The 20,348-nt window shown below is 38.1% G+C and carries 23 protein-coding genes; 19 read left to right on the top strand and 4 right to left on the bottom strand.

From position 1 onward, the window contains the following. Window positions 1–34: 34 nt before the first annotated feature. Both typA and mscL read left to right on the top strand, forming a co-directional pair. Window positions 35–1,867 (top strand): translational GTPase TypA, encoded by a 1,833-nt coding sequence (typA, locus tag AC1M9K_RS10500; protein ID WP_035270590.1) that lies wholly within the window; start codon window positions 35–37, stop codon window positions 1,865–1,867. Window positions 1,868–2,101: 234 nt separating this feature from the next. Then, window positions 2,102–2,536, top strand: coding sequence for a large conductance mechanosensitive channel protein MscL (gene mscL / locus AC1M9K_RS10495; RefSeq protein WP_481589233.1), 435 nt, complete (start codon window positions 2,102–2,104; stop codon window positions 2,534–2,536). 172 nt (window positions 2,537–2,708) lie between these two features. Here mscL and AC1M9K_RS10490 read toward each other — a convergent pair whose 3' ends face one another. Continuing rightward, on the bottom strand, window positions 2,709–2,993 hold the full coding sequence (locus tag AC1M9K_RS10490; protein WP_180028291.1) for a peptidylprolyl isomerase: 285 nt from the start codon (window positions 2,991–2,993) through the stop codon (window positions 2,709–2,711). Beyond that, the gene (gene mutM, locus AC1M9K_RS10485; protein WP_481589232.1) at window positions 2,990–3,844 is read right to left on the bottom strand and encodes a bifunctional DNA-formamidopyrimidine glycosylase/DNA-(apurinic or apyrimidinic site) lyase; all 855 of its coding nucleotides are present in this window, start codon (window positions 3,842–3,844) and stop codon (window positions 2,990–2,992) included. Before mutM ends, AC1M9K_RS10490 begins: the two co-directional genes overlap by 4 nt. 247 nt (window positions 3,845–4,091) lie before the next feature. Here mutM and AC1M9K_RS10480 point away from each other — a divergent pair, with 247 nt between their 5' ends. Both AC1M9K_RS10480 and AC1M9K_RS10475 read left to right on the top strand, forming a co-directional pair. Further along, window positions 4,092–5,210, top strand: coding sequence for an NADH:flavin oxidoreductase/NADH oxidase (locus tag AC1M9K_RS10480; protein ID WP_481589231.1), 1,119 nt, complete (start codon window positions 4,092–4,094; stop codon window positions 5,208–5,210). Between the two features lie 97 nt (window positions 5,211–5,307). Continuing rightward, entirely contained in the window at window positions 5,308–6,231 is a 924-nt protein-coding gene (locus AC1M9K_RS10475) for an AEC family transporter (RefSeq protein WP_481589230.1), read from the top strand. Window positions 6,232–6,339: 108 nt separating this feature from the next. Here AC1M9K_RS10475 and AC1M9K_RS10470 read toward each other — a convergent pair whose 3' ends face one another. Further along, on the bottom strand, window positions 6,340–7,140 hold the full coding sequence (locus tag AC1M9K_RS10470) for a tetratricopeptide repeat protein (RefSeq protein WP_481589229.1): 801 nt from the start codon (window positions 7,138–7,140) through the stop codon (window positions 6,340–6,342). Window positions 7,141–7,430: 290 nt separating this feature from the next. On the opposite strand from AC1M9K_RS10470, the gene AC1M9K_RS10465 reads away from it, so the two are divergent. The 3 genes from AC1M9K_RS10465 to AC1M9K_RS10455 all read left to right on the top strand — a co-directional run bounded on the left by AC1M9K_RS10465 (window position 7,431) and on the right by AC1M9K_RS10455 (window position 9,616). Then, the gene (locus AC1M9K_RS10465) at window positions 7,431–7,676 is read left to right on the top strand and encodes a hypothetical protein (protein WP_092767507.1); all 246 of its coding nucleotides are present in this window, start codon (window positions 7,431–7,433) and stop codon (window positions 7,674–7,676) included. A gap of 167 nt (window positions 7,677–7,843) precedes the next feature. Beyond that, the gene (locus AC1M9K_RS10460) at window positions 7,844–8,407 is read left to right on the top strand and encodes a TetR/AcrR family transcriptional regulator (protein ID WP_092767505.1); all 564 of its coding nucleotides are present in this window, start codon (window positions 7,844–7,846) and stop codon (window positions 8,405–8,407) included. A gap of 27 nt (window positions 8,408–8,434) precedes the next feature. Continuing rightward, window positions 8,435–9,616, top strand: coding sequence for an MFS transporter (locus tag AC1M9K_RS10455; RefSeq protein ID WP_481589228.1), 1,182 nt, complete (start codon window positions 8,435–8,437; stop codon window positions 9,614–9,616). 38 nt (window positions 9,617–9,654) lie between these two features. Here the strand turns inward: AC1M9K_RS10455 and ygfZ are convergent, their stop codons facing one another. Next, window positions 9,655–10,377 (bottom strand): CAF17-like 4Fe-4S cluster assembly/insertion protein YgfZ, encoded by a 723-nt coding sequence (ygfZ, locus tag AC1M9K_RS10450; protein ID WP_481589227.1) that lies wholly within the window; start codon window positions 10,375–10,377, stop codon window positions 9,655–9,657. 272 nt (window positions 10,378–10,649) lie between these two features. On the opposite strand from ygfZ, the gene acnD reads away from it, so the two are divergent. The 12 genes from acnD (at window position 10,650) to AC1M9K_RS10390 (ending at window position 20,347) form a co-directional block, all read left to right on the top strand. Beyond that, window positions 10,650–13,268 carry a Fe/S-dependent 2-methylisocitrate dehydratase AcnD gene (acnD, locus tag AC1M9K_RS10445; RefSeq protein WP_481589226.1) on the top strand — a complete coding sequence of 873 codons (2,619 nt, stop codon included), beginning with the start codon at window positions 10,650–10,652 and terminating at the stop codon, window positions 13,266–13,268. Between the two features lie 77 nt (window positions 13,269–13,345). Beyond that, window positions 13,346–13,564 (top strand): hypothetical protein, encoded by a 219-nt coding sequence (locus AC1M9K_RS10440; RefSeq protein WP_481589225.1) that lies wholly within the window; start codon window positions 13,346–13,348, stop codon window positions 13,562–13,564. Between the two features lie 280 nt (window positions 13,565–13,844). Beyond that, window positions 13,845–14,678, top strand: a complete 834-nt coding sequence (locus tag AC1M9K_RS10435; protein ID WP_481589224.1) for a hypothetical protein — start codon at window positions 13,845–13,847, stop codon at window positions 14,676–14,678. A gap of 74 nt (window positions 14,679–14,752) precedes the next feature. After that, the gene (locus AC1M9K_RS10430) at window positions 14,753–14,959 is read left to right on the top strand and encodes a zinc ribbon-containing protein (protein WP_481589223.1); all 207 of its coding nucleotides are present in this window, start codon (window positions 14,753–14,755) and stop codon (window positions 14,957–14,959) included. Between the two features lie 118 nt (window positions 14,960–15,077). Then, the gene (locus AC1M9K_RS10425; RefSeq protein WP_481589222.1) at window positions 15,078–15,650 is read left to right on the top strand and encodes a DUF4126 domain-containing protein; all 573 of its coding nucleotides are present in this window, start codon (window positions 15,078–15,080) and stop codon (window positions 15,648–15,650) included. A 37-nt stretch (window positions 15,651–15,687) separates the two neighbouring features. Next, window positions 15,688–16,410, top strand: a complete 723-nt coding sequence (locus AC1M9K_RS10420; RefSeq protein WP_481589221.1) for a hypothetical protein — start codon at window positions 15,688–15,690, stop codon at window positions 16,408–16,410. Between the two features lie 245 nt (window positions 16,411–16,655). Continuing rightward, window positions 16,656–16,859: a hypothetical protein gene (locus AC1M9K_RS10415; RefSeq protein ID WP_180028325.1), complete on the top strand. Its 204-nt coding sequence runs from the start codon at window positions 16,656–16,658 to the stop codon at window positions 16,857–16,859. Between the two features lie 617 nt (window positions 16,860–17,476). Beyond that, the gene (locus AC1M9K_RS10410) at window positions 17,477–18,142 is read left to right on the top strand and encodes an RluA family pseudouridine synthase (RefSeq protein ID WP_180028302.1); all 666 of its coding nucleotides are present in this window, start codon (window positions 17,477–17,479) and stop codon (window positions 18,140–18,142) included. Window positions 18,143–18,308: 166 nt separating this feature from the next. After that, on the top strand, window positions 18,309–18,689 hold the full coding sequence (locus AC1M9K_RS10405) for a ribonuclease E inhibitor RraB (RefSeq protein ID WP_035269856.1): 381 nt from the start codon (window positions 18,309–18,311) through the stop codon (window positions 18,687–18,689). 144 nt (window positions 18,690–18,833) lie between these two features. Next, window positions 18,834–19,172: a zinc ribbon domain-containing protein YjdM gene (locus tag AC1M9K_RS10400; RefSeq protein WP_035269853.1), complete on the top strand. Its 339-nt coding sequence runs from the start codon at window positions 18,834–18,836 to the stop codon at window positions 19,170–19,172. Window positions 19,173–19,405: 233 nt separating this feature from the next. Then, on the top strand, window positions 19,406–19,870 hold the full coding sequence (locus AC1M9K_RS10395; RefSeq protein ID WP_092767489.1) for a YybH family protein: 465 nt from the start codon (window positions 19,406–19,408) through the stop codon (window positions 19,868–19,870). Window positions 19,871–19,942: 72 nt separating this feature from the next. Further along, the gene (locus AC1M9K_RS10390; protein WP_035269847.1) at window positions 19,943–20,347 is read left to right on the top strand and encodes an NUDIX hydrolase; all 405 of its coding nucleotides are present in this window, start codon (window positions 19,943–19,945) and stop codon (window positions 20,345–20,347) included. Window position 20,348 lies beyond the last annotated feature (1 nt).

The raw sequence follows: 20,348 nt of genomic DNA, 5'->3' as shown, positions 1-20,348 counted from the left end.
ATTTGCCCTCAAATTTAAAGCGTATCGAATTTACATGTCAGATATTAAAACTCTCCGTAATATTGCCATCATCGCACACGTCGACCATGGTAAAACGACTCTTGTCGACAAACTTTTACAACAATCAGGTGCTTTGGGTGAACGCGCGGGTGAGATCGAGCGTGTCATGGATTCAGGCGCTATTGAAAGTGAACGTGGTATTACCATTCTTGCAAAAAATACTGCAATCAAATGGTTAGATAAACGTACTGATACTGAATACCGTATCAACATCGTGGATACCCCGGGACACGCCGACTTCGGTGGTGAAGTTGAACGTGTAATGTCGATGGTTGATTGTGTACTTCTTTTGGTAGACTCACAAGAAGGTCCAATGCCACAAACTCGTTTCGTAACGCAAAAAGCGTTCGCACGTGGTTTGAAACCAATCGTAATTATCAACAAAGTTGACAAGCCTAATGCGCGTCCTGACTGGGTAATCGATCAAGTATTCGATTTATTTGATAACCTTGGTGGTACTGACGAACAGTTAGACTTCCCTGTGGTTTATGCTTCTGGTCTTCGTGGTGTAGCAGGTCCTTCACCAGAAGAATTGGCTGAAGACATGACTCCGTTGTTCCAAACAATCGTAGACATCGTTGAGCCGCCAGCAGTGGATGTTGATGGTCCATTCCAAATGCAAGTGTCTTCACTTGACTATAACAGCTTCGTTGGTGTTATTGGTGTTGGTCGTATCCAACGTGGTTCAGTGAAATTGAACACACCTGTAACGGTAATCGACAAAGATGGTAAAACACGTAACGGTCGTATCTTAAAAATCATGGGTTACCATGGTTTGGAGCGTATTGACGTTGAATCTGCTTCTGCAGGTGACATCGTATGTGTAACAGGTATGGACGAACTTCATATCTCTGACACGATTTGTGATCCTAAACATGTTGAAGCATTGCCACCGCTTTCTGTAGATGAGCCTACAGTATCGATGACATTCCAAGTTAACAACTCACCATTCGCCGGTAAAGAAGGTAAGTTTGTGACCTCACGTAACATCCGTGAACGTCTTGATCGCGAATTAATTCACAACGTAGCACTTCGTGTAGAAGATACTGACAGTCCTGACCGTTTTAAAGTGTCGGGCCGTGGTGAACTTCACCTTTCGGTATTGATCGAAAACATGCGTCGTGAAGGCTTCGAGATGGGTGTATCTCGTCCGCAAGTAATCTTGAAAGAGATTGACGGCGAAATGCAAGAGCCATACGAAAACGTAACATTTGACGTAGAAGAACAGCATCAAGGTGCTGTAATGGAACAAATGGGTAACCGTAAAGGTGAAATGACCAATATGGAAGTCGACGGTAAAGGTCGTATTCGTATTGAAGCAACTGTACCTTCACGTGGCTTGATTGGTTTCCGTTCAGAATTCATGACCATGACTTCAGGTACTGGTATCATGACCTCAAGTTTCTCGCACTATGGACCAATGAAACAAGGTTCTGTTGCAAAACGTCAAAACGGTGTGTTGATTTCTATGGTTCAAGGTACATGCTTGGGCTATGCATTGTTCAGTTTACAAGACCGTGGTCGTCTATTTGCTAAACCTCAGTTAGAAGTTTACGAAGGTATGATTATTGGTATTAACTCTCGTTCTGACGATATGGTTGTAAACCCAACTAAAGCGAAACAATTAACAAACGTTCGTGCATCAGGTACTGATGATGCATTAACACTTGTTCCTGCGATTGAATATACGTTAGAACAAGCACTTGAATTTATTCAAGATGATGAGCTTGTTGAAGTTACACCTAAATCAATTCGTATTCGTAAGCGTTGGTTGACTGAAAACGAACGTAAACGTAATAAATCTTAATTGATTTAAATAAAAAAACCGCTCAAAAGAGCGGTTTTTTTATATCTTGACTACATCATTTAAGATATGAAATAAAAGTTGTTGAATTGTTGTAGTTGATTTGGACAAGATCTTGTTTATTTAAACAGAGATACTTATGATTTTGGTGGAAAACCAACGAGTTTAGACGGAAATATCATTAAGAATAATGTATATTATGTCACATTAATGCATAGAAAAAATTTTGGAGAAAAAATGAGCATTATTAAAGAGTTTAAAGAATTTGCCGTGAAAGGCAATGTAATGGATCTGGCGGTCGGTGTGATCATTGGTGGGGCGTTTGGTAAAATCATCGATTCAATGGTGAAAGATGTCATCATGCCAATTATCAGTTGGATCTTAGGCGGTGATGTTGATTATTCAAACTGGTTTGTTGTATTAGGAGATAATCCAAATAACCTTACAACGCTTGCTGCCGCTCAAGAAGCGGGTTTAAATGTTTTGGCTTACGGTAATTTCTTGACGATTCTCATCAACTTCATCCTGCTTGCATGGGTGGTATTCTGGTTAGTGAAATTGATGAATAAAATGCGTCGTAAGCAAGAGGAGCAAGCTCCAGCACCTGAAGCTACTCCAGAAGATATCGAATTACTTCGTGAAATTCGTGACGAATTAAAACGTAAAGGTTAATGCTTTTACAATGAAAACGGCGCTAAATGCGCCGTTTTTTATATCTCATCATTTTTTTAAAATCGCCCGAAATCCCCCTTTGTCAAAGGGAGGCTGGGAGGTATTGATTCTTAGCTCTCCCTTGCGAAGCGATGCTTCTCATCTCCTAAAAGGAGAGGGAAATCCAGGAAGTTTAAAAATCCATACGAAATTTAATTTCGAGTAAATGCCAGCCGAATTGACTCTTAATTGGTCCATGTAATTCACGTTCAGCCAAACTAAAAACTGCCTTATCGATAGGACCAACCAATTGTCCTTTCTTTACCTCACCTAATTCCCCTCCTTTTTTTCCTGAGGGACAAGTTGAGTGTTGCTTAGCAATTTTAGCAAAATCAGCACCGTCTTTAAGCTTTTGTTTAAGTTGGATACACAGGTCTTTATCTTTGACTAAAATATGCCGAACAATTGCTGATTTCATTTGGATTTTACCTTTGATACAGGATTATTTGAGGCTTGAGGTCGCTTAAGCGGTTGACACTCAGGGCAAAAAACAGAAGCACGTTGCCCGAGCTTAATATTTTCTAAAGTTGTTTCACAGTTGATGCACATTTCACCAGCGCGCCCATAAGCCAATAGCGTTTGTTGAAAGTAGCCATTTTCGCCCATGGCATTGGTGTAATCACGTAAAGTAGATCCGCCTAAATCAATTGCTTGTTTAAGGATTCGTTTGATTTCAATGACAAATTTTTCAATTTGTGACCGTGTAAGACTAGAGGCGGGTTGTGCAGGATGAATGCCCAAATTAAACAGACTTTCAGTTGCGTAAATATTTCCAACACCCACAACAATGTGGTTATCCATAATTGCAACTTTGACTGCAACACTCTTATTTTTAAATTTCTGCTCTAGATAGTCCGCATTAAAAGCTTCACTTAAAGGTTCAGGGCCAAGCGTATCTAAAAGTTTGGATTGAGCATGATCATCTAGCCATAAAATGCAACCAAAACGACGAGGATCGTGGTAGCGTAATTGGATATCATCGAATTGAATGATGAAATGATCATGCTTTCTCAACGCATCACATGAATCACTCAAACGAAAGCTTCCTGACATGCCCAAGTGCCATAACATGGTCACATTTTCAAATTGTGCCAAAATATATTTGGATCGACGTGTTAGCCCTATTAGTCGTTGACCGACCAATTGATTTACATCATTTGGTATAGGCCATCTCAGACTTGAATTATTGACTTGAACAGAAAGTACTTTTTGATTCAGCAAAGGGAGCAAGCTGGTTTTCGTGGTTTCAACTTCAGGTAATTCAGGCATGGAAACTCTGTTAAATGGGCGAGTAGAAAAATATTGGGTTAAATGAGGATATTGCAAGCAGCATCGAGTGAACTACAAGATATTACGCTTGAATAGAATATGATACACAATCCATCTAGTGCCTTCATGGTTAAGTTTTAAAATGTTTTTTAAAGCATTCAATGATGAAATGAACTTAGATGATTTATCACGTAAATGCGTTGTACACTGCTACAAATAAATCAATTTAAAATCAGGGAGATTCAGTGTGGCAAAATTATTTGAGCCAATTCAATTCGGAAATTTATCACTCAAAAATAGAATTATTATTGCTCCCATGTGTCAGTATTCTGCGAATGAAGCAGGGGAGCATAGTTTTTGGCATGAACAACAATGGGCGAGTTATGCATTGTCGGGAGCTGGATTATATATTATTGAAGCAACTGCGGTACAAGCTGTAGGTCGTATCAGTTTTGCAGATTTAGGGTTATGGAATGATTTACAACGTGCACAATTAAAAGCATTGATTGATAAGGTAAAATCGATTGCTCCAACGCCAATCGCCATTCAGTTAGCGCACGCGGGACGTAAAGCTTCAACTGATAAACCATGGTTGGGACGTGGTCAATTCTCATCGAATCATGAACATGGCTGGCAAACGGTATCTGCAAGTGATTTACCATTTAATCCAGATGATCAGGCTCCTCATGAATTAAGTATCGAGGAAATCAAAAAAATTATCGATGACTTTGCAACTGCAGCAGTCAGATCTGTAGATGCAGGTTTTGATCTCATCGAAGTCCACGCGGCTCATGGTTATCTATTACATCAATTTATGTCCCCTTTATCTAATCGAAGAACAGATGAATATGGTGGAAGTTTTGAGAATCGCATTCGTCTAACTTTAGAGGTTTTTCAGGCGATCAAAAATGCTGTTCCAGACAACTATCCAATCGGTGTTCGTTTGTCTGCAACAGACTGGATGGAGCAAGAAAAGGGATGGAATATTGATGACTCAATTGGGTTATCAAAGGCATTAGAAAAACTTGGTGCCGTTTATATCCATGCATCATCTGGTGGATTACATGTCGATCAAAATATTCAGATTGGTCCTAATTACCAAGTTCCATTTGCGGAAGCAATCAAGAAACACGTAGACATTCCAGTGATTGCTGTTGGGCTGATCACTGAACCTCAACAGGCGGAAGATGTCTTACAACAAGGCAAAGCTGATGCAATCGGGCTCGCAAGGGCAATACTATTTAATCCAAGATGGCCATGGCATGCTGCTGCTCAATTAAAAGCAGAGGTTGAAATTAGTCCGCAATATTTACGATGCCAACCGCATGATGTGAAATCATTATTTAAGCCATATGCTGATAGATAAAATAGGCATAAAGGTATACTTAAAAAGTCATCCTGGGTAATTACGGCTGTTGTATGATAATTTGACTAACTCATACAATAGCTAGGGATGCTAAGTCATGGTTTTATCGGTCATTATTCCGATTTTTTTACTGCTTTTTTCGGGATATGCCTCGGTTAAACTGAATTTACTTAGCAAGGAACAAGTCTCTATTGTTGGTACATTCGTCATTCGAGTCGCTTTACCTGCTCTATTTTTACAAGCGCTTTCATCAAAAGATCTTGATGCGATATGGCAACCTGAACTTTTTTACAGTTATATTGTGGTGACCGCCTTTGTATTTGCAATCGCTTTAGGGGTTTTGGTAAAGCATTTTAAAAACAATTTAAGTGATGCTGCCATTCTCTCGATTGGAGCTTCAATGTCTAATACTGGATTACTTGGTACAGCCATTTTAAGTCTATTGATTGGTCATATCGCGCTTGCCTTTACTTCTTTAATCGTAATTATCGAAAGTGTTTTTCTTGTTCCTGCAGCTTTATTTATTGCGGGCTTGCAAGCTCAAAATCAGCAAGCACTACTCAATACATTAAAAAATAACTTTATAAATCTATGTAAAAATCCATTGTTTATTGGTGTGGTAATCGGAATTTTGTGCGCGGTTTTTCAGGTTAAACTGCCGCATTATATAGATCAAGTTTTCTTAATGATTGGTCAGACGGCATCTCCTTTGGCGTTATTTGTGATTGGCGGGAGCGTCGCAGGTTTAACCTTAAAATATGTCAACCAGCAGAGTCTTTATATTGTTCTATCATCCAACTTTATTTTTCCAATACTCATGTATTTGACTCTACGATTTATTGCTCAAGCACCGATGGATATCGTGTATGTAGGGACATTGATTGCAGCTTTACCTACACCTGCATTATTTGGAATGTTGGGACAAGCGTATGGGCTCAATGATCGTGCAATTACACCTTTATTGATGAGTACAGTGATTGGATTTATTGTGACTGCTGGATTAATTATTTTATGGTGGTAATTGAATAAAACTTAGAATGTAATCATAAATATCCTTTTCATATAAGAAAACCCTATCTCGTGATAGGGTTTTTGTATTTGAGCATCGGTTTAAAATTTAAATTAATGCTTATGATTTAGCTTTCGTATTTGCTGCAGGTTTTTTTGCATTCTCAGCAATCAGTTTGTTCACGATCGCTAGATTTTCCTTGGCTTGAGGAATATTTTCATCTGCTAAAGCACTAAATATTTTTTTTGCTTCAGGTAGGTTTTGCGGAACGATATTCCCGTTTACGAACATATTACCAATGGCCATAAGCGCAGGGATGTATCCTTTTTTACCTAAATCTTGAATGCTCGCTAAACCTTTTTTCACAGGCGCTTCAGTTTTAGTTTTGAAGCCTAATGAAATATCGTATAAAGCACGAGCATGAATGGCTGGATAACTTCCTTTCTTAATTAAAGGATCAAGTTTTTGTAACGCGAGCTTATCAGATTGTTCTTTGCCTTCAGAGAACAGCAGAACCGCAGATTCAACAATCGCATCTTCAAAACCTTGAGCCGCAGCTTTGTCTAGGTATTCACGAGATTTTTTTTCATTTTTGGTCAGACCCAAGCCACCAGTGGCATAGTTTTGCGCCAATACATAATTGGCTAGAGGATAGCCTGCAGTGCCAGCTTGTTCATAAAGTTGTACTGCTTTTTTGTTGTCTTGTTTGGTTCCTTGACCAGCTTGGGTCAGATATGCCAAGTTATAAGTCGCTTGAGGATTCCCAGCTTTTGATAAGCGTTCAAGTTCTTGGTAGGCCGCATTGTAATTCTTTGCTTGAATCAGTTCCTGTACTTTGCTGAATACAGGATCGACTGGTGCGGCAGCGAAGCTAAATGAGGTGGCAACAGCGAGTAAAGCACCACATAATATTTTTTTCATAATTGTTTTATACCTATCTTAAAAGCAACCCTATTTATTTGATGTAAATAGAGTTTTATACCATTTAATCATAGTCCGAATTATGTGAATGTAAATATATAATATGTATACATCCTTCAAATTTAGCTTCGCTTTGTGAATAAAGTCTGATTATTGCAATGTGTGCATATAAACGATACTGGATTTATGTTGTTCAGCCTTGAATATATGGATTTAACCAAAATTTTAATGCACTAGTAGTTCTTCGATGGTTTTGCTTAAATACGCATTGTGCAATGAGGTGGTCAACGATGTTTATAAAAGGCATTAAACGTAATTACGATAAAGTTTTTCAAGATGATTCAATCCCAGATGAACAAAAGATAGATGCGCTCTTATTGAAACTTGGCGAGCAGTATTTGGTGAGTCAGGAGAATCGAGTGTATGTATTCCAAAAAGGTGATTTAACCGTAAAGTTTGATGCTAAACACGCGAGAGCATTTCATTTTAAAGATTATGTGGTGAAGGATATGAATAAATTATTTCATGGCTTTTAGAATAAACCTCCTAGCGATATAGGAGGTTTTTTATGAGTCATCTCTCAATCGATTGACAGTTAAAATCTATTTCATCTAACGCCTTGGTCTTATTTTCATATCTTTATCAATAAAAAAACTCTATTATAAAACGATACGAAACGTATCGTTTTATTTGTGAGGATTTCATGACAGTCGATGACAAAAGTGCACGACGCCGATCATGTATTTTAGCTTCAGTCAAACAGGCTTTGAATGAAGTGGAATATCACCAACTGACAGTAGAAGACATTGCTTCACGTGCTGGAGTGGGAAAGTCGACTATTTATCGATGGTGGTCACATAAATCTGAATTGGTTCTGGACACCTTTAAAGAGCTCACACTCTCAATTTTTGAGTTTGAGCCAGAGCTCGACCTTGAACAAAATCTTAATCAACAATTGCTTCGTTTGGCTAAGGCTTTAGATCATCCAGTGGGACGAGCGATGTTGGTGGTTATGGCGAATCATCGTGAATTAGCTGCAACATTCTTCAAGCAATATTTATTACCTAAACGAGTTCAACTGCATCAACTGATCCAACAGGCGATTGAGGCGGGGGAGCTGATTGAACATGATCACTATGATTTGGTACTTGATCGACTGTATGGTCCTATTCATTACCAAATTATTTTCTTTAATCATTTGCCTGATGAGCACTATATCCGTCAATTGGTCAAACTGAGTTTAGATCCATTACGTCCTCACGCCTAAACATTAATGCGACAAGAGTAGATTTTCATGAGTGTAACCACCGAACGACTTTGGAATCGTTCATTTATCTTGTGTGTATTAAATAATTTATTTGTTTTTATTTACTACTTTGCCATGTTGGCTGTCCTTCCGATTTACATTGTGAAGGACTTAGCGGGATCAGTTGAAGAAGCAGGATTAGCGTTAACGCTTTTTCTCGCCTCATCAATAGCAGTACGACCATTTTCAGGCATGATCATTCAAAAAATGGGTAAGCGACTCACTATGCGTGGATCGAGCACGTTTTTTGCGGTCTTTGCATTTGCTTATTTATTCATTGATAACATGTGGTCATTGTTGCTTATACGATTTTTACATGGGATATGGTTTAGTGTGTTGACCACTGTGGCTGTTCCAGTCGCGAATGACTTTATTCCTGAGCATCGTAAAGGTGAAGGCATGGGCTATTATGTGATGTCCACAAACCTAGGTGTGGTATTTGGACCGTTAATTGCGCTCACCATGATTCAATTTTATAGCTTCCAAATTTTATTCGGTGCTCTCGCGGTGCTCATCAGTTTAGGTCTAATTTTTAGCTGGCTATTAAATATTCCAGCGAATCAGATACCTCAGCAAAATAAAATGAATAAAAAAGGTTTTAAGCTAGACGATTTTCTTGAGCCTAAAGTTTTTGCTGTAAGTGGTGTTGCTTTACTTACAGCTTTTGCTTACTCGAGTATTACCAGTTTTATTACGGTTTATAGTGAGAGCAAACAACTGCTGGCGTACACCAGTGTATTTTTTATATTGTTTGCGGCGTCGATGTTAATTGTAAGACCTTGGGTCGGTAAAATTTATGATCGTCAAGGTCCGAGTGCTGTTATCGTCCCTTCTTTCATATTTTTTGCGATTGGACTTGTGGTCGTAACACTAGTCAATAATCAGTGGATGTTGTGGTTATCTGCAATTTTTATTGGAATTGGATATGGTTCAGTATTTCCTTGTTTGCAAACGCTCACCATTCAAACCGTAGATAAACATCGGATGGGGCATGCAATATCAACATTCTTTATTTGTTTTGATATTGGTCTGGCAGTTGGTTCAGTTGTAATGGGATTGGTTATTGCACAATGGAGCTTTGAATTTATGTACTGGTGTTGTGCTGTATTGGTCATATTAAACCTGATCATTTATCGGAAATATGTTCCAAATCCTCAGCCTATTAGTTAATAAAAAAACCTCCTAAATGGAGGTTTTTTTAGATTATTTTACTGTGGTCTAGCCACATCACCATTTAAATACTCAGGCAAATCTAAAACAGTCACGTCTAACTCTTCTAATGCTTCAGGGCGTGCCACCACTAAAGCGATATAACCGTTTTCAAATGCCGCACTATTAACGATTTGTACACTTTTATCGAGTTGTTCAGCTTCTGCAGGTACAGCACCTGTACCCTGAATTAAATGTAACCACGCTTTCGGTTTAGCTTTAAACCATAAACGTGCAATCACTTCCTGACCCAAGTAACAACCCTTGTCGTAGTGAACGCCTTCGCGTTGATGTAAACGAAGTTCTTGGGGTTGGAACACGTGTTCAATGGCTTGATCAATGTAAGCTTGACCATGTTGAATGGCCTGAACTTGCCAAGCGGCAATATCTGTTACTTCTGCTGAGAACGTTGTGGTGTCACCTTGAAGCGTAGGATAGACCTGACTAGCTTCTTCAAGTTTCATTTTGGAAAAAGCACCGAATTTTTTAATGTGTTTGGAAAATTCTTCAGCTTGATCTTGAGTGGTTACAATGACGAAGCTTTCAGGATTCAGCTTTGTTAGCCATAAACCAAAGTGAATTCGACCTTTTAAATCACAAATTGCTGTGTAGCGCGTGATATTTTCCTCAAGGCGTTCAACATGCAACGTCACTTGACCTTGTAAAAATTTTTGAGCATCCACGCCATTAAGCGTAAATGAGGAGAAAGATAAATTGTTCATTTTCTATGCTCGAATCTGAATCTAATACTAAAGAATTATCCCAATTTTCCACTATTTTTCAAAAAAAAGCACATAACCGCTAATTTAACTGTGTTATTTGAAACAAAATATTTCAAAAACCCTATTTTTTATACCTAAGTATATGAAATATATAAGATTTGGGAAATGGACTTTCAGCAGTGTACTATGCCATCACAAATGATGAAATCTCATCAACAACAAAATGTTTAGAAAGTTTAGAAAAAAGATGCTCAAGGCAAGGCAGGAACGCGATGAATAACAACTACCGTAAACCACTGCAAGGTACCCAGCTCGAATATTATGATGTGCGTCAAGCCGTTGAAGATATTCAGCCAGGCGCATACGCAAAACTCCCATATACTTCTAAAGTGCTTGCAGAGCAATTGGTACGCCGTTGCGACCCTACAATTTTAGAGCAGTCTCTTAAAGAATTAATCTTTAACAAACAAGACCACGATTTCCCTTGGTATCCAGCACGTGTGGTCTGCCACGATATTTTAGGTCAAACAGCATTGGTGGACCTTGCAGGTTTGCGTGATGCGATTGCCGATCAAGGTGGAGACCCATCTAAAGTCAATCCAGTGGTACCAACTCAGCTGATTGTCGATCACTCACTCGCAGTCGAGTACGGTGGTTTTGATCCTGATGCATTTGAGAAAAACCGTGCAGTGGAAGATCGCCGTAATGAAGACCGTTTCCATTTTATTGAATGGACCAAAACTGCCTTTGAAAATGTTGATGTAATCCCTGCGGGTAATGGCATCATGCATCAAATCAACTTGGAGAAAATGTCTCCAGTGATTCAAAACCGTGGTGGCGTAGCTTTCCCTGATACGTGTGTGGGTACTGATTCACATACCCCACATACCGATGCTTTAGGTGTCATTTCAATTGGTGTCGGTGGCTTAGAAGCTGAAAACGTGATGCTTGGCCGTGCATCTTGGATGCGTCTCCCTGACATTATCGGCGTGGAACTGATTGGTCAGCGTAAGCCGGGTATTACCGCAACTGATATCGTATTGGCTTTAACTGAGTTCTTGCGTAAAGAACGTGTAGTCGGTGCTTATTTAGAGTTCTTTGGCGAAGGTGCGGACACCATGTCGATTGGTGACCGTGCAACCATCTCCAATATGACCCCTGAATACGGTGCAACGGCTGCGATGTTCTATATTGACCAAAATACCATTGATTATTTAACCCTTACAGGTCGTGAGCCTGAGCAAGTGAAGCTTGTTGAAAGCTATGCCAAAGAAATTGGTCTTTGGGCAAGTGATATGACTAAAGCCGAGTACCCACGTGTACTCCGTTTTGATTTATCGACTGTGACGCGTAACATTGCAGGGCCATCTAATCCACATGCGCGTGTGTCGACAAGCGATTTAAAAGCGAAAGGCATTGCAGGCAATTTAGAAGCAGCACGTGCTCAAGAAGCAGAAGGCTTAATGCCTGATGGTGCAATCATCATCGCTGCAATTACATCATGTACCAATACATCAAACCCACGTAATACAGTGGCAGCAGGCTTGCTTGCTCGTAAAGCGAATGAATTAGGTTTGGTACGCAAACCATGGGTGAAATCATCTTTTGCACCGGGTTCTAAAGCAGCAGCATTGTATTTAGAAGAAGCAGGTGTACTCGGTGATTTAGAAAAACTCGGTTTTGGTATCGTGGCGTATGCATGTACCACATGTAACGGGATGTCAGGTGCGTTAGATCCAAAAATCCAACAAGAAATTATCGACCGTGACCTCTACGCAACGGCTGTTTTATCAGGTAACCGTAACTTTGATGGTCGTATCCATCCTTATGCAAAACAAGCGTTCTTGGCATCTCCACCTTTAGTTGTGGCGTATGCGATTGCAGGGACGATTCGGTTTGACATCGAAACTGATGCGCTAGGGTACGATAAAGACGGTAACCCAATTTACCTCAAAGACATTTGGCCATCTGATGAAGAAATTGATGCACTGGTAAAAGTTGCGGTAAAACCTGAGCAATTTAAGAAAGTGTATATCCCAATGTTTGATTTGGGTGAGAAAGTTCAAGCTGCAAGCCCATTGTATGATTGGCGTCCGCAAAGTACTTATATCCGCCGTCCGCCATATTGGGAAGGCGCACTTGCAGCACCACGTACTTTAGCCAATATGCGTCCGCTTGCGATTTTAGGCGATAACATCACCACAGACCATTTATCACCATCGAATGCGATTATGATGGATTCGGCAGCAGGTGAATATCTACATAAAATGGGCGTGCCTGAGGAAGACTTTAACTCATATGCAACGCACCGTGGTGACCATTTAACGGCACAACGTGCGACCTTTGCCAATCCGAAATTGTATAACGAAATGGTGGTACGTTCGGACGGTACGATTAAGCAAGGTTCAAAAGCGCGTGTAGAGCCTGAAGGCGAAGTGATGCGTATGTGGGAAGCGATTGAAACCTACATGAACCGTAAACAGCCTTTAATTATTATTGCAGGGAAAGATTACGGACAAGGTTCTAGTCGTGACTGGGCTGCGAAAGGTGTGCGCCTTGCAGGTGTTGAAGCGATTGTGGCGGAAGGTTTTGAGCGTATCCACCGTACCAACTTAGTCGGTATGGGCGTATTACCGCTTGAGTTTAAGGCAGGAACTGACCGTAAAACTTTAGGTTTGGATGGTACAGAGCTGTATAGCGTGATTGGGAATATTGCACCTCGTTCGACTTTGACTTTAGTTATTGAGCGTTCAACGGTGGATGGTAAAAATCAAACGATTGAAGTGCCTGTTACGTGTCGTTTGGATACCGAAGAAGAAGTGTCTGTGTATGAAGCGGGTGGGGTATTGCAACGCTTTGCACAGGACTTTTTAGAAGGTTCAATCGCTTAAAGAGTTAAGTTAAAAGTTGTTGAATTTAGTTAAAAAAGACCCTACTTTAGAGTAGGGTCTTTAATAAGAGAAGAAAAATGGAAAAAATATATGAATCTAGAATTGTTGACGAATTTGAAGGGTGGGATGGTGATAAAACTTATGAACTTGATAATGGAAGTATATGGAAGTTAGCATCTTATAAATATAAATATGTTTATAAATATCGTCCCAAAGCCGCTATCTTTAGAAGTAATGGGTCTTATTATTTGCAAGTTGAAGGTATGGGAGAAGCTTTAAAAGTATATAGAATATGATTTCTAATAAATTCAATATTTTATAAATGAATATAAAAATAAAGATATATTAATTCGGATTTTTTAGATTTTTATGATGCATAGCTTAGTTGAAATTTTAAAAATACTTTCGAAATGTCGTTTGGATATTAAAAAAACACATATGTATGAAGTAGATGGAATCTACAACGCTTTGGATAGAATTTTTAACAGGTAACATAATTTGATAAATTGGTAACAAATCACTAATTTTTAATTAAAGATTTGATTTTTAGAACATTTGATTGTAAAGAAAGATTATATGCTTAGACGTTTTTGTAAATGGCATTCAGAAACCCAAAAAATCTTGGTTGTTGCATCATATCTTACAGGTATATTTCTAATAACATTTATAGGGTTATCTATTTATAAAGAAATATGGAATTTAGAATTAAATGAAATCGGTGATTCGTTGGCTGGGATGATAGGGAGTCTAGGATTTATTTGGTTAATTATCACTGTGTTAATACAAAATAGAGAGTTGCTTAATCAGGTTAAAGAATTAAGAGAAAGTAAAGATGCACTGAAAGCCCAATCACAATCTCTAGAATCTGCGGAAATATTTACTGCTTTAGAATATGTAGATAAGAAATTACCTGAGTTTGATAATAGATTAAAAGACATTAAAAAAATCATTGTTGATGAGCTTGAAATTTTTTTATCAAAATATCCTTCTGATAGAGCTAAACATATAACTTTAAAACCAAAGTTAGATCTTTGTGAAGTTTGGGGATATTTTATCAAAGAAGATAAATTGAAAGGAATTCAACTTATCTATTCGATAGATGATATCAAAGATGAATTCGATTACGAGGCATATCTTAAGTTAGAAACAATTAGAAGAAATATGGGGTACGCAATTAAGTTTTTGGATAACTTATCTGTGAATGCAAGAAATGAAGTTAAGTTGATTATAAATACTAGAATTGAATATTATGAGATTAGTCATGATATTGATTGGTATCGAGACTGGTATAAAACGTTATCAGGAATAGAGAAATCTATCAAAACTAAAATCTATCAAAATAATCTTGCGCCTTCGGCAATCGCTAATTTTATTATTGGGCAATCACTAGAAAGAGATAATGATGTGTAAGTATATAAGTTGCAAAAAAAATCTGAAAACTAGTTAGATTTATCTTCGCCCAATCGCCATCATCATCTGTCGAAATGGACAATAAAAAGCCATTCATTCTCCGTTATAGTGATCTCACCATTTCTAAAATTATACGGAGAACAAAAATGGTTACAGCTGGCTCTAAACCGGGAACAGGTTTCTATTTTTGCGTTCAATGTGGGCATCGTGCTTACTTAGAAATTGGTACTGATCGTTTACCACCGTGTACCAAATGCTTAAGCAATCAATTTAAAAAATAATTCGCTCAAGCAAACACACTAAAACAGACACCACTGTTTTAAACAAAAGCCCTATTACACCATAGGGCTTTTTTGTTACCTTAAGAAAATTAAAAACATATAAATAAAAAGGTTTGCTATGGAAACAATACTCGGTTTATGTCTTGGTATAGGATTGAGTGCTGCATGTGGCTTCCGCGTATTTGTTCCCTTATTGGTGATGAGTATTGCTGCTATTATGGGCATTTTTGAACCCATAAAAGGTTTTGAATGGTTGGCGATGCCAGCGGTCTGTATTGCACTCGGTTTTGCCACACTGTGTGAAATAGGCGCTTATTACATCCCATGGGTAGACAACTTACTCGACACCATTGCAACACCTGCCGCGATGGTGGCTGGAACATTGACGACCATGGCGGTAAGCTCTGGCGAAATGTCGCAATTTGCAAGTTGGGCTGCTGCAATCATCGTTGGTGGTGGAACAGCAGGAGCAGTGCAACTTGGGACAGTGGCAGCACGGGGCGTATCGACCGCAACCACGGGTGGCGTGGCAAATCCTGTGGTTTCTACAGGTGAGTGGGTCAGCGCATTGGTGATTTCCGTATTGTCATTTTTTATACCAGTATTGGTAGTGATCGCTTTACTAATTGGTGTGGTTTGGGCAGTACGTTGGTTCAAAAAGAAAAAGCAGCGTCAAGCTGATGCTCAGTAAATTTATAAAAGAAGTATTAAAAATACTCGGATAAAGAATGAAAAATATATTGGCATTTTTTCAAGTTTTAATTGGGCTTTACTTTTTGGGTGATCTGATTAGACAGAATCCAAAGATTGATGGGTTTTTACAAAATACTGAAAAAAAATTTTCAAATTGGAATCACAAGCTCAAAGATTCAAATGCAAAATCAGGCTTATTTTTGTTGAAGAAGATTCATGGTTACTTATCTATAATTTTTATCATTATATTTCTCGTTATCCAAAAATTATGGCCTTCACAAATTTATTTGCTTCATCTTCTGTCCGCTGCTTTCGTTGCTTGTATATTTGTTTGGTTGTCTTTGACCTGGACAATTGATCATAAAAACATGATCCTTTCGATGGCAAAGCAAGTTGCTTTTTTAAGTGTAACGCCTTTTATTGCAGGAATAATGGACTATCTTTTTTCATTAAATTTTACAGCAATATTTGTTCAGATATACAACACGCTCGCACAGACACTGCATTTGGAACCGAGCGGGATGCATCATCCAATTATTATGGGGCTTGTAGGTAGTCTTATTTTGACAAGCTTATTTGTCATCTATTACATAATAATGTGGGTGATTTCGCTACCAACACTACTGATTTTTCTATTATTTATGCTGAGTGCTCAGAGAATTGCCAGATTAATTAACAGTATTGCGCCTAAACAGCCTTTAATGGGTTTAGCTGTAATATTGTTTATCATTCTGACGTTTGTTCAAGTAAATATCTAAATTATTCAGTGGATGAATTGAATTTACAGACTTCTGAATAAACTATATCTTTGATTTTTAAGTGAGATTGTTTAAATATTTAAAAACCACGATCAATTTTACAGCTATTTTAGCTCAGCATTGGTCTAAAGCTTGCTTTAGATTTATAGCACTTAAGCTCATTGAAGACTGAAATAAACTTATAGGATCACCCTGTGAATACAGTACAAGAAAAATCCCGCGCAAAACTTCCTTTTAAAGTCCACATGATGGCAGGCTGGCCGTTGTTACTACTGATTATTGGTGGTGCTGTGGGTGGTTCACTCGGTGCAATTGCTTATACAATTAACCTCAAAATTTATAAATCTGAATTATCTCAACTACAAAAAGTAATAGCTAATCTTATGTGTGGCATGTTTGCCATGATGTTGTGGTGGAGCATTGCATCTTGGATTCAAGCCAGTCTCTAAAATGGAAGGTCAACTTGAATTTTAATTGCAATATTTAGCTAAAAATCGCTAAAAAAAGTGTATCAATGAACCTATTTGGGAAAAAATATTATATTTATAAGGTGATATGAAATATTTTTTTATTCGATGCTAAAATTCGTTAATCTTAGGAAATTAATCCCGACGCAGTCTCGCTATTATATATCTCAAGGGTGTGACGGGATCGAAAAGAGTAGATTGCTACCAGTTGCGTACGGCGTGCGTGTAGTACTTACCCAAAAGGTCTTGATTCGGCTTAGGACGCTATAAACCAGAAGTTTATAGGCAATAGGGTTATAACTTACAAAGTTATAATAGTTGAAGTAAACAACATGTTTTCCCTGACACCCTCAAAATTCTCTTAAAAAAAATTATAATTCTCAATTCTCAATTCTCAATTCTCAATTCTCAATTCTCAATTCTCAATTCTCAATTCTCAATTCTCAATTCTCAATTCTCAATTCTCAATTCTCAATTCTCAATTCTCAGTTCTCAATTCTCAATTCTCAATTCTCAGTTCTCAAATCGCTCATCTTATAAATTGACACTGAGTTGATCAGTTGCTATTTTTCCGCATCCCAAAGAAATGCTCTGTTCACATGCCTTTAGACGATAATTTTGTATATATGCCACCTCAAGGTCCGCTTAACATCGTCTATGAAGATGATGATTTGGTGGTCATTGATAAACCAGCAGGATTATTGTCTGTGCCAGGACGCTTGCCTGAGCATCATGACAGTGCGTATTTAAGAGTGATAGCTCAATATCCAAATGCAAAAATTACCCATCGTTTAGATATGGCAACCTCTGGAATTTTGATGTTTGCAAAACATCGCGATGCTGAAGTGGCTGTGAGCAAAATGTTCCAAGCGCGCACCGTGAAAAAAAATTATGTGGCACTGGTGCAAGGTAAAATTGCACAACAGGGACAAGTAGACTTGCCTTTAATTACGGACTGGGAAAACAGACCGAGACAAATCGTTCATTTTGAACTTGGAAAATCAGCCTTAACACTGTTTGAATTGGTCGCTTATGATGCGCATTTAGATGTTAGTCGTGTCTTGTTGACGCCAATTACGGGGCGTTCACATCAATTACGCGTACATATGCAAGCCATAGGTCATCCGATCACAGGTGATAAACTCTATCATCCAAACCCTAAACTCAGTGATTTAGGGCGTATGGCTTTGCATGCGAGTTATTTAGAGTTTCAACAACCGTTGAGTGGTATTGAAATTAAAATTGTGAGTGAAGTTCCATTTTGAATGAAACGCTTCAAGCAAAATACGTATTGTGAGTGCCTAACTAAAATTTAACAATTACGATCATATAAAGTTAAGAACAATTTCTAATGAATTCTTCTCCAAAATGAAATAAATATAGGCTACTCTAGGATATTGTATACGCAATAACCACAATAAGGATGAACGTATGAGCCGTGATTTAGAACAATTTCCAAATGATGATAATGGCGATGTACTGTGGCAAATGTTCCAGGATGGAGATGATTTAAGCGAGCCGCATGAGATTGAGTACTCAATTGCTTTTAGCTCTAAAGACAAAGCTGAAAAATGTGCCTTGTTCTTGCTTCAGGAAGAACAAAAGATCAGTTTATTTATTGATGAAGAGTCTGAATCCGCAGAATGGATTATCACGATTTATGTGTATATGGAGCCAGAATACTCAGATATTGTGGATTTAGAAGAGTGGTTTACCAAAATAGCCAATGACTATGACGGTGAGTACGATGGATGGGGATGTATGGCATATGTATATGATGATGAAGATATAGAAGATGAGTTTCAAAGCTAAACAAGGCTAGAGCCAATAAAAGAACCTAAGTGATTGAACTTAGGTTTTTTTTATTTAAACCTTATAAAATTTAAGGTTTTTTTCTATTCGCTAGATGAAAGTGGTATATTGAGCAAAATTTTTTTAATTTTTTGGATTTTTTTTATGTCTTTGCCAAATTGCCCAAAATGTTCCTCTGAATATACTTATGAAGATGGGGACCTCTTGATCTGCCCAGAATGTTCACATGAATGGAAAGAAGGAGAGACACTCGAAGAAGTGGTTCAGATCAAAGATGCAAATGGCAATCTTCTTGCAGATGGCGATACCGTAACGGTTATCAAAGATTTAAAAATTAAAGGTTCATCATCCGTAATCAAAGTCGGTACTAAAGCAAAAAGTATTCGTTTGTTGCCAGATGCAACGGATGGTCATGATATTGATTGTAAAGTAGATGGTTTTGGCGCAATGAAACTTAAGTCCGAATATGTAAAGAAAGCATAAGCTTTTATAATGGCTTCAGTGAAACTGGGGCCAATTTTTTATGCGAAAATAACTCGTCATTGGTTTTCTGATCATAATGATAAGTTTTAATAAATAATGGTTGTTTTTTATCAATTTAAATTGAATTTTAGATACAAATTAGAATAAAAATTTCTTTGCTTGGCACAAAATAACATTACACTTCTTCTTTAAAAGTGTTAACTTCATCACACTAATAACAATAAGGTCACATCATGTCTATTCAGATTGAGGGTAATGTTGTTGCTGCTCATGAAGTATTAGCGCAATTAAAAGAATGGGATTCAGCATTAGTAGGTAATAATGTTGATGCGTTAATCGAACAATGTGCGCAAAATGTAAGTATGTTTGATGTCAGCACCCAACTTGAGGGAGCTGAAGCTTATCGAAAAGAATGGCAAAAATTTAGTCCCTATTTCTTCGATGGAATGCAAATCACTCGCCGTGATGTAAAAGTGCATGCGAGTGATCATTTGGTTGTATTACATTGTCACTCTAAAGTGGAACATAAAGCCTTAAAAGGTCAGTTGCAAATGCCTTGGTGTCGTACAACATTATGTCTACAAAAAACCAATGAACAATGGGTGATGGTACACCAACATATTTCTATGCCTGTAGACTTAGCAACGGGAAAGGCTATCATCTTGAAGGATAAATCAAAATTAAGGCTTGTGGTTTAGCTTATCTTGAGCATTTAGATGGGCTTAAACAGTGTTATCTTTCATGAATGAGTTAAATTCTGGAGACGTGTCATGGGATTTTATGATTTTTATCGTTTGAGTTCTCATGCGGTGATCACCAACCCAGAGGGACAAGTCTTATTACTGAAAGCAAACTATGCCAATTACAGTTGGGGGTTGCCTGGTGGTGGTTTAGATCAAGGTGAAACCATACATCAAGCTTTGCTAAGAGAGTGTAAAGAAGAAATAGGTTGTGATGTAAGCATCCAGTATTTGTCTGGGGTTTACTATCACGCACATGTAAACTCACACACCTTTATCTTTAGATGCATGATTGAAAATAACGCCCAAATTCAACTCTCTGAGGAACATACGGAATATGCATGGTTTAGTCCAGAGCAACTGTCTGAGGTTCAACGCACTCGTGTTCAAGACTGTCTGAATTTTCAAGGTGAAGTTCGGAGTTATTCATTCTAGA

This window comes from Acinetobacter sp. 24-47-67, from assembly GCF_056779735.1.
Note: the sequence above shows the minus strand (reverse complement) of the source record. Positions and strands in the feature narration are given on the sequence as shown.